The sequence below is a fragment of the Sphingorhabdus sp. genome (assembly GCF_044354325.1).
In the GTDB taxonomy this organism is placed as follows: domain Bacteria; phylum Pseudomonadota; class Alphaproteobacteria; order Sphingomonadales; family Sphingomonadaceae; genus Sphingorhabdus_B.
This window is the reverse complement of the sequence record NZ_JBILAF010000085.1, coordinates 1-9,374: the sequence shown is the minus strand read 5'-3', so window position 1 is coordinate 9,374 and position 9,374 is coordinate 1. Positions and strand designations below refer to the sequence as shown.

General features: G+C 55.6%; 10 protein-coding genes and 1 pseudogene. 6 read left to right on the top strand and 5 right to left on the bottom strand.

Annotation, left to right across the window (positions count from 1 at the left end; translation table 11 throughout):
* Positions 1 to 291, bottom strand: a 291-nt coding sequence (locus tag ACIQ0G_RS08295) for a hypothetical protein (RefSeq protein WP_397577504.1), incomplete at its 3' end; no start/stop codon positions are given.
* Between ACIQ0G_RS08295 and ACIQ0G_RS08290 the strand changes: the two genes are divergently transcribed.
* Complete coding sequence (locus ACIQ0G_RS08290; protein ID WP_397577503.1) at positions 282 to 1,163, top strand: DMT family transporter; 882 nt, start codon at positions 282 to 284, stop codon at positions 1,161 to 1,163. The genes ACIQ0G_RS08295 and ACIQ0G_RS08290 overlap by 10 nt on opposite strands.
* Before the next feature lie 90 nt (positions 1,164 to 1,253).
* Entirely contained in the window at positions 1,254 to 4,070 is a 2,817-nt protein-coding gene (gene polA / locus ACIQ0G_RS08285; RefSeq protein WP_397577505.1) for a DNA polymerase I, read from the top strand.
* 21 nt (positions 4,071 to 4,091) lie between these two features.
* Here polA and ACIQ0G_RS08280 read toward each other — a convergent pair whose 3' ends face one another.
* Together ACIQ0G_RS08280 and ACIQ0G_RS08275 are read right to left on the bottom strand one after the other, a co-directional pair.
* Positions 4,092 to 4,349, bottom strand: a complete 258-nt coding sequence (locus tag ACIQ0G_RS08280) for a DUF2171 domain-containing protein (protein WP_397577502.1) — start codon at positions 4,347 to 4,349, stop codon at positions 4,092 to 4,094.
* A 158-nt stretch (positions 4,350 to 4,507) separates the two neighbouring features.
* Positions 4,508 to 5,401 (bottom strand): prephenate dehydratase, encoded by an 894-nt coding sequence (locus ACIQ0G_RS08275; protein ID WP_397577501.1) that lies wholly within the window; start codon positions 5,399 to 5,401, stop codon positions 4,508 to 4,510.
* Between the two features lie 146 nt (positions 5,402 to 5,547).
* Here ACIQ0G_RS08275 and ACIQ0G_RS08270 point away from each other — a divergent pair, with 146 nt between their 5' ends.
* Positions 5,548 to 6,183 carry a c-type cytochrome gene (locus ACIQ0G_RS08270; protein ID WP_397577500.1) on the top strand — a complete coding sequence of 212 codons (636 nt, stop codon included), beginning with the start codon at positions 5,548 to 5,550 and terminating at the stop codon, positions 6,181 to 6,183.
* Positions 6,184 to 6,193: 10 nt separating this feature from the next.
* Here the strand turns inward: ACIQ0G_RS08270 and ACIQ0G_RS08265 are convergent, their stop codons facing one another.
* The gene (locus ACIQ0G_RS08265; RefSeq protein WP_397577499.1) at positions 6,194 to 7,060 is read right to left on the bottom strand and encodes an LOG family protein; all 867 of its coding nucleotides are present in this window, start codon (positions 7,058 to 7,060) and stop codon (positions 6,194 to 6,196) included.
* Positions 7,061 to 7,151: 91 nt separating this feature from the next.
* On the bottom strand, positions 7,152 to 7,679 hold the full coding sequence (locus tag ACIQ0G_RS08260; RefSeq protein ID WP_397577498.1) for an extensin family protein: 528 nt from the start codon (positions 7,677 to 7,679) through the stop codon (positions 7,152 to 7,154).
* Between the two features lie 266 nt (positions 7,680 to 7,945).
* On the opposite strand from ACIQ0G_RS08260, the gene ACIQ0G_RS08255 reads away from it, so the two are divergent.
* The 3 genes and pseudogenes from ACIQ0G_RS08255 to ACIQ0G_RS08245 all read left to right on the top strand — a co-directional run.
* Positions 7,946 to 8,533 (top strand): sulfite oxidase heme-binding subunit YedZ, encoded by a 588-nt coding sequence (locus ACIQ0G_RS08255; protein WP_397577497.1) that lies wholly within the window; start codon positions 7,946 to 7,948, stop codon positions 8,531 to 8,533.
* A gap of 2 nt (positions 8,534 to 8,535) precedes the next feature.
* Positions 8,536 to 8,850: a PepSY domain-containing protein gene (locus ACIQ0G_RS08250; protein ID WP_397577496.1), complete on the top strand. Its 315-nt coding sequence runs from the start codon at positions 8,536 to 8,538 to the stop codon at positions 8,848 to 8,850.
* 103 nt (positions 8,851 to 8,953) lie between these two features.
* Positions 8,954 to 9,374, top strand: a pseudogene (locus ACIQ0G_RS08245) (phosphoserine aminotransferase); the annotation flags it as partial.

Below are 9,374 nucleotides of genomic sequence, written 5' to 3'. Positions count from 1 at the left end.
CGTTTGCGGGTAATCTCGCTGTTGGGCAATCGAGGGTCCACCGCCGGTCATGGGGCGCGCCACGCCAAATGATGAGCGCCCTACAGACAAGCCTGGTTTCTTCCCAAATGCGCTCACGTTATGCCGCTCCGATATTCTATGGACTAAGGATTTCTGGCTACCGACAAATGGTAAATAAATCGGTAACAGTTTGCTTTTATTGGGTTGCCTGACAAAGATTTCTGCCGCTTTGCATTCCCGGCAAACACTTTTAAGAGAACGCGGTAATCGAGGGAAATCCAGTGCCTGCATCGTCGGCCCGATCGGGTCTTTTATATGCCATTTGCGGCTTTGCTCTTTTGTCCGCTGGTGACGCTGTTATCAAGTCGATTGCCGGTGCATGGCCCGGTACTGCCGTGGCGGCGCTGCGCTATTCGATCGGTGCGCTGGGCTTGGGCACATTGCTGTACCTTAAGGAAGGCAGGCAGGGATTTTCTTTGCCCATGCCCAAAGTTCAGATCCTGCGCGGATTTGCAGTGGCCATGGCAACCATCTGTTTCTTTTTGTCGATCTTCGTCATGCCATTGGCTGAGGCTACGGCAATTGGTTTTACAAGCCCGATGATCACGGCGGTCTTGAGCGCCATTTTTCTGCACGAACGGACGAATGTGACCAAATGGATGGCCACATTTATTGCGTTTGGCGGGGTTCTTCTCATCATGCGGCCCAATGTTGCCGAACTGGGTTGGGTTGCTTTGTTGCCGCTTGCAGCCGCCATGTCGATGGCGCTTTTGATGATTGGTAATCGCGCCGTCGCTGGGGCAGGGACATCGATTTTGATGCAATTTTTGGTCGCGTCGCTTGCGGTGCCATTCATTCTGACCGCAGCGATTTTGGGTCATTTTTCGGGCGTTGCGACATTGCATATCGGCATGCCGGACTGGACCATCGTGGCGCGCTGTGCCGTCGTTGCGGTCACCGCAAGCTTTGCGCACTGGCTGATTTTTATGGCAACGACCCGTGCGTCGGCCGCGGACATCGCGCCGATGACATATGTCCAGTTGTTGATGGCACTCGCGCTTGGCATATTGGTTTTTGGCGATTGGCCAGACATGACATCGCTTGCCGGGTCCGCGATCATTATCGCCAGCGGTCTTCTTTTGTGGCGCAAGTCGCGCGCATAGTTCCACCGCAATCGCCTGCAATATGGGTGCCAATAGCGTCGCTGCAAATTAGGAAAAGACTTGGCCAAAACGGGCTGCTATCGCTCCGCCATGTCAGACCAAAAGCATCTCTATCTCGTCGATGGCTCCGCCTATATTTTCCGGGCCTATCACCGGCTGCCGCCGCTCACCAATAAACATGGCGAGCCGGTCGGTGCGGTATATGGCTATACGACCATGCTGTGGAAACTGGCGGACGACCTCAATCAAGCGGATGGTCCAACGCATATGGCTGTGGTCCTCGATAAATCGAGCCAGTCATTCCGCAACCGGATCTATGACCAATATAAGGCGCACAGGCCCGACCCGCCTGAGGATTTAAGACCCCAATTCCCGATGATCCGGGATGCGACACGCGCGTTTTCTTTGCCGTTGGTCGAAGAGGATGATGTCGAGGCCGATGACATGATCGCAAGCTATGCGCGCGCCGCGAGCGCCGCCGGCTGGCATGTAACCATCGTCAGCAGCGACAAGGACCTGATGCAGTTGGTCGAACCATCCATCGACATGTTCGACACGATGAAAAACGAACGCATCCGCGCCGAGGAAGTATACGAAAAATTCGGTGTCGAGCCTGAACGGGTTGGCGATGTGCTGGCGCTGATGGGCGATAGCGTCGACAATGTGCCGGGCGTCCCCGGCGTCGGGCCAAAGACCGCGACGAAGCTTATTCAGGAATTTGGAGACCTCGAAAGCGTCCTGGCCGCCGCACCTTCCATGAAGCCGTCCAAAATGCGCGATAATTTGATTGAGCATGCGGAAAAAGCGCGCCTGTCGAAAGTGCTGGTGACTTTGAAAGACGATTGCCCGCTGCCCATCGCGATTGAAGACATGACGTTGGGGACAATCCCCGAAGAGCCGCTCGCCGCATTTTTGGAGCATCACGGGTTCAACTCGCTTTTGAAGCGTATCGGACACGTCGCAAATACCGCTGCCGCCAATAAAGCGATTGCCGGCAACCCTAAGGCAGCGAGCAAACCCGATGGCCCCGTATCCGCGCCCACAGCGGGGACAGCCGCTTTGCCGCCCGCCATGCCCAAAATTGATGTGTCGACATATGAATGCGTCACGGATGTTGCTCGGCTGGACCATTGGATTTCCCGCGCCCGTGAAACAGGAACTTTGGGTTTCGACACTGAAACAGACAGCTTGCAAGCGGCGAGCGCCAATCTTGTTGGCTTCAGCCTAGCGGTCGCACCGGGGGAGGCATGTTATGTCCCGTTGGCACATGGCGGCACAGATATGTTCGCGGAAAAGCCTGTTCAGATAGAAATGAACATAGCTTTGGAACGGTTGCGCCCACTGCTCAGCGATCCAAGCGTGCTGAAAATTGGCCAAAATCTGAAATATGACATGTCGGTATTGGCGCGGCATGATGTGCACATAACGCCCTATGATGACACGATGGTCATGAGCTTTGCCTTGGATGCAGGTCGTCAACTGCATGGCATGGATGAGCTCGCCAAAACGCATTTGGGGCATGAATGCATCTCTTATAAAAGCGTCACGGGAACGGGCAAAAGCCAGATTGGGTTTGCCGCTGTACCGCTGTCTGATGCGACCTGTTATGCGGCGGAAGATGCTGATGTAACCCTGCGGTTGTGGCACCACCTAAAGTTACGGATGAGCCCTGAAAAGGCGACCAGCGTCTATGAACTGGTGGACCGCCCACTCGTGCCAGTCCTGTCGCAGATGGAATGCTTAGGCATTAAAGTCGACCGGACGGTGCTGGCGCGATTGTCATCCGAATTCGCCGCGCAAATGGAACTGCTCGAAAAGGAAATTCATGGCCTTGCCGGACAGCCGTTTACGATCGGCAGCCCACAGCAGCTGGGCGAAATCCTGTTTGGAAAAATGGGATATAAGGGCGGCAAAAAGGGTAAGTCGGGGCAATATTCGACCGACGTGACCGTGCTGGAGGATTTGGCGGGGCAGGGCATCGACATCGCACGCAAGGTTCTCGATTGGCGGCAATTGGCGAAGCTGAAATCAACCTATACCGACAGCCTGCAGCAGCAGATTGATCCCAAAACCGGCCGTGTGCACACAAGCTACAGCCTGGTTGGCGCGCAAACCGGGCGGCTGTCATCGACCGACCCGAACTTGCAAAATATCCCCATTCGTACCGAAACCGGTCGCCAGATCCGGGATGCTTTTGTCGCCGAACCCGGCAATGTGATTCTGTCCGCTGACTATAGCCAAATCGAGCTTCGGCTTGCCGCGCATTTTGCAGACGTAGAGCCACTGCGCGATGCCTTTGAAAAGGGCGAAGACATTCATGCTCGCACGGCATTGGAGCTGTTCGGCGAGGTAAACCGCGACACGCGTGGCCGGGCCAAGACCATCAACTTTTCGATCCTGTACGGCATTTCCCGCTGGGGACTTTCGAAGCGTTTGGAATCCACCCCTGAAGAAGCGCAGGCGCTTATCGACGCCTATTTCCAACGCTTTCCGGGCATTTCAAATTATATTCAGGAGACGATGGCCACAGTCCGCGAATGCGGGCACTCGACGACATTGTTCGGCCGGAAAACATGGTTTCCGCGCATCACATCTCCCAATCAGGCAGAACGGCAGGGCAGTGAACGCGCTGCCATCAATGCGCCGATTCAGGGGACAAGTGCTGACATCATCAAGCGCGCGATGGTGCAAATGGGGCCGGCGTTGAAAGCCGCTGGCTTAGGCCATGTGAAGATGCTGCTTCAGGTACATGACGAACTTGTGTTCGAACTGCCCGAGGCGGATGTCGCCGCGGCAAGCGACGTCATCCGCGCGATTATGGCACGCGCGGCCGAACCTCTGGTCAAGCTCACCGTCCCGCTCGGTATCGAAATCGGGACAGGGCCAAGCTGGGGCGCCGCACACTAAGGCGCCGCCGCCCTGTACCTTTCAGCTTTTGTTGTCTTCCTCTTCTTGCTCAAAAGTGACGGCAACGTCCGCATTGGCCGACAACCGGACTGTGCCGTCTTCGACCGTGGCCACCAATCCGCCATCGATATAATGGTGGTGCCCTTCATGGCTGCCTTGCCCTGAATCTGTCTTGGTCAGCTTGATGCGGTTGCCATCAATGCCATCGACGGTGCCAACATGGACGCCATCGGCCCCGATAACTTCGGCATGTTCTTTGATCTGCGATAGGTCGGCCATGCGTAACTCCTTGTGATTGAGCTAAGCTAACGCACGAAAACGGCTTCGGGTTCCGGTTGCACGTAAACGGCGTCATTCCGGCACGAACAGAGATTCAATCACCGTCCGCGAAGTGAAATTGCAGTCACTGCAACCAAGGGCTAGCCAGTTAGGCCCGTTCAGCCGCGATTGCGGGTTTGCACATATGTACCGAGCAGGCGGACCGAGTTGCAATGAAAGCGCAGTTCATCCAGCGCACGGTCAACAGCGGGGTCACCCGGCGCGCCTTCGATATCCGCGAAGAATTCGGTCGCGGCAAAGCTTGCGCCATTTTGATAGCTTTCCAGCTTCGTCATATTGACGCCATTGGTCGCAAAGCCGCCCATCGCCTTGTATAAAGCTGCAGGGACGTTCTTCACTTCAAAGATGAGCGTTGTCATCAACGTCCCCGTCACCCCGGTGTTGCTGACGGGTTCGCGTGATAACACGACAAACCGCGTCGTATTGCTCGCATCATCCTGAACACCGTCGTTGATCGGAACAAGGCCATATAGCTCTGCGGCGATTGGCGGCGCTATGGCGGCGGCCGACGTGTCATCATTGGCCGCAACAAAAGCCGCCGCAGCGGCCGTGTCTGCATAAGCGACGGGAATGATGCCATGCGAACGCAGATAATGGCGGCATTGGCCAAGCGCCTGTGGGTGGCTCATGGCTGTTTTCAATTCCGCATCGGCGGATTTCGCCATCAGGCAATGGCGGATCGGCATGAAATGTTCGGCGATAATACTGAGGCCGGATTCGGGCAGAAGAAAATGGATATCCGCCACGCGACCGTGCAGTGAATTCTCAATCGGGATAATCGCCCAGGCCGCAGACCCGTCTTTGACGGCGTCAATGGCATCTTCGAACGAGAAACAGGGCAGGGGCAAGCAATCCGCATCATATTCCAACGCGGCAAGATGGGAATTTGCGCCGGGCGCACCTTGAAAGGCAATCGCTTTGGCAGGCTGTTCATGCGCAGCTAAAGTCATGGTTCTGACAAGAGCGAGTGCGGGTGCGGGGTAACTGTTCATATGGCCATCGCGATAGGATAGCCAAACTTATCCGGCAAGTCTGGAATTGGACACTTGCACGGCCTTACTGACACTATTAGAGGGGCTTGAGAATCCGGCTGTCAGACCGACGCCGGTTTAAAACCGCATTTCAGGGCTGATAACCAATGGATGATCGTAGTAACACAATTGCAGGCTGGGTTTTGGCAGGCGGCATCGTCGCGCTCGGACTAAGCATCGTATCGGGCATGTACTTCCACGGTAAAGCTCCAGAAAAAGAAGGTTTCGCGGTTGTAGCGGAAGCTGGCGGCGAAGCTGGTGGTGCCGCTGCTGTGCCGATTGCAACATTGCTTGCCACTGCTGATGTTGCAAAGGGCGAAGCGGCTTTCAAAAAATGCGCAGCTTGCCATACCATTGCGCAAGGTGGACCAAATGGAATTGGCCCAAATCTGTGGGCCTCGATGGGTAAACCGCACGGCCATGTTGCAGGCTTTTCCTATTCGGATGCACTGAAAAGCGTTCCCGGCAACTGGGACTTTGAAGGCATGGACAAGTGGCTTGCCAATCCTAAGAAATATGCGCCCGGCACGAAGATGACTTTTGCTGGCTTGGGTAACCCCGAAGAGCGCGCAAATTTGATCGCGTATCTCAATGCGCAAGGTTCAAACCTGCCGTTGCCAACGCCACCAGCAGCCGATGCTGCAGCACCTGCGGCTGCTGCGGATGCAGCAACCGGTGAGGCAACAGCGACGCCAACGACGGAAGCCGCAGCGCCGGCAGCTGCGGCACCTGCTGCAAAGTAATTACATCAAATCAGTTTGAGACTTCGTAGAAATCGCAGATAGCATCCCATGCTTCCTCTGCGGTTTCTACAAACTGGAAGAGTTCCAGATCACGTGGGCTGATCACGCCCTCGAGCATAAGCTCCTCAAAATTCACCACACGGTTCCAGAATGCCCGACCAAATAGCAGGATCGGCATCTTTTTGATCTTGCCGGTTTGGACAAGCGTGAGCAGTTCGAAAAATTCGTCGAACGTACCAAAGCCACCGGGAAACACCGCCACGGCACGTGCGCGCAGCAAGAAGTGCATTTTGCGCAACGCGAAATAGTGGAACTGGAAACTCAGTCGCGGCGTCACAAACAGATTTGGCGCCTGCTCATGCGGCAGCACGATATTTAAGCCAACGGATTCCGCGCCAACGTCATGCGCGCCGCGGTTGGCGGCTTCCATGATGGATGGGCCGCCGCCCGAACATACGACGAAGTGGCGTCGACCTTCTTCGTCCGTCACATTGGCCTGTCCCGCCAGCTGCGCAAGATGGCGGGATTCGTCGTAGAAGCGCGCCTTTTCCTTCATGCGTTCGGCGATGATTTTCGACCGCTCATCGGTTGCGGCCGCAATCAAGGCATCTGCAGCATCGGGTTCTGGAATGCGCGCAGAGCCGTAGATGACCAACATGGATCCGATGTTGGCCTCGTCCAGCAACATTTCGGTCTTTAGCAGTTCCAACTGGAAACGGACGGGGCGTAAATCCTCTCGCAACAGGAAGTCGGTGTCCTGAAATGCGAGCCGGTAAGACTTGCTTTGCGTTTGTGGGGTGGAGAGTTGCTGTTCAGCAAAGTCGGCTTCTTGTTGTGCTTTGTAGAAGCGGCGATCGTTAATTTTTGTGTCTGTCATTACCCTGCATATAGGGTGCAAGGACGTGTTCTGCCACCCCTCATCGGCAAAAGCCCCTCATCGGCAAAAGCCCCTCATCGGCAAAAGCCCCTCATCGGCAAAAGGATGTGCCGTTGCGCATCGATCGGGCCATGTCCAAGTGAAAATGGTTTGCATGCGCAGCGTTATAATCGGGGCCAAGCACAGTGCCGAACCGTTTGCAGGCGGACTGGTGCAGACGGCGCAGGAAAGCCCGTTCTTCGCTTGATCCGTTCCAGCCTGTGAGCACGGACACGCGGCGGCCGTCACGCAAAACGAACGCCGAGACATCGACAGCGTTGGCAAAGGCATGTTCGGATAATTTGCCCGAACGCATCCCATAGATGTTCCGGCAATTGAATGTGCCCATTGTTTCGATACGGATGACCTCAGCGCCCAAATACTGCTTGGCGGCGGGACGCACGGCATAGCGTGCCCAATCGGTAAAATTGGCGGCCAGCGGGCACGTCATCGCACCCAAATTGGTGGCCGGCGTGCCAAAATCCATGAGCTTGACCGTGTCGATCGTGCGGCACCCGCCATCAAAACTTTTGTTGGGCAAACCGGCAAAGCGGACTGATTTTTCTTTCAAACTTGCCATGCACTGCCGCGCATTTTCCGTTGTTGCGTTTGCACCCGTGCGTGTCGTTTTCGGGGCCTCACGCGCGCTGCAAGACGCCAATAGCAGCGCGCTCGCGACAAGCAGAATTCTTGGAGCAGTAACGACGGCCATGTAAGATGTCATAGCAAAATCTTAGCGGTGTGCAGCACCAAATCGACCCAATGAACCCGGTATCGCGGCAAAGGCGTGGATATTGATACAATTTCCGCGTTGCGCACAGCCGCGCGCGCGATTATCGCGAATGCATGTTGCGAATCATTCTTAATAAGAAGCCGGTGTTCTGGATATTGCTGTCTTTGCCAGCGATATTGATGATGCGCAGCTTCTATGCGGGTGACCGCATCGCGATGGATATGCTGCATCCAACAGGCGAATGGTCTGCGCGTTTTATGATTGTCGCGATGGTTTTAAGTCCGTTGTTGTCGGTGCTGGGGCCACGCCCGTGGCTCAGTTGGTTGATCCAGCGCCGCCGTGCGCTGGGTGTCGCGGCGTTCGCTTATGCGGTGCTCCATCTGGCTTTTTACCTCATCGATATGGGCAATATTGATGACATCATTGCCGAGTTTCTGGCGCTGGGTATTTGGACGGGTTGGGCAGCCATGCTGCTGTTTATTCCGCTCGCTTTGACCAGCAATGATGCATCGATGCGCGCGCTGAAAGCGGGGTGGAAGCGGCTGCAACGCCTTGTATATCCCGCTGCGTTGCTTGTTCTGGTACACTGGATATTCATCCACAACAATCTAGGCCCAGCGCTCGTTCATTTCGCCCCATTGGCCTTGCTCGTGGCGGCACGCTTTTTCCTCCCCCGTAAATCTGCATTTAAAGGAGCATGAATATGCGTTTATTGACTTCACTTTCACTTGCCGCAGCGACCGCAATTGCCTTCGCATCGGTACCGGCATCGGCAACGGGCGTTATCACCTGCAAGGCAGGACCGGTTTCGGGTTGGAAAAGCCAAAAGGCACTTACCGATAAGCTCACCAAAGAAGGCTGGACCGTCCGCAAAACCAAGGTCGATGGTGGTTGTTATGAAGTATATGGCACAACGCCAGAAGGCGACCGTGTTGAAGCCTACTTCCACCCTTTAACGCTTGAGAAACTATATGTCGGCCGCCGCGGTGAAGTATTGTTTCGCAAGCAGGGTTATTGATCACATTTTGCGATAGTCATTGACAAAGCCGGGGCTGCGCTTAAACGCGGCTCCGGGCCACGCGGTCCCAACGCCGCGCTGCTCTCTGCAAGGAGAAGCTTACATGACTATAGTACCCCCCGCCATTAAACCGGCGCGTCCATATTTTTCCTCCGGTCCCTGCGCGAAACCGCCAGGCTGGAGACCCGAAAAACTTCAAACCGAATCTCTTGGCCGTTCGCATCGTGCGAAAATCGGCAAATCGCGCCTTCAACTCGCGATCGATCTGATGCGCGAAGTGCTCCAGGTCCCTGACACGCACCGCATTGGCATTGTCCCCGGTTCGGATACCGGCGCAATCGAAATGGCGATGTGGACCATGCTTGGCGCTCGCCCTGTCACGATGATGGCGTGGGAAAGCTTCGGCGAGGGCTGGGTTACAGACGTCAACAAGCAGCTCAAGCTGAATGCGACGGTCATGAACGCCCCATATGGCGAAATTCCTGACCTGAGCGCCGTGGATTTTTCCAACGACGTGGTTTTCA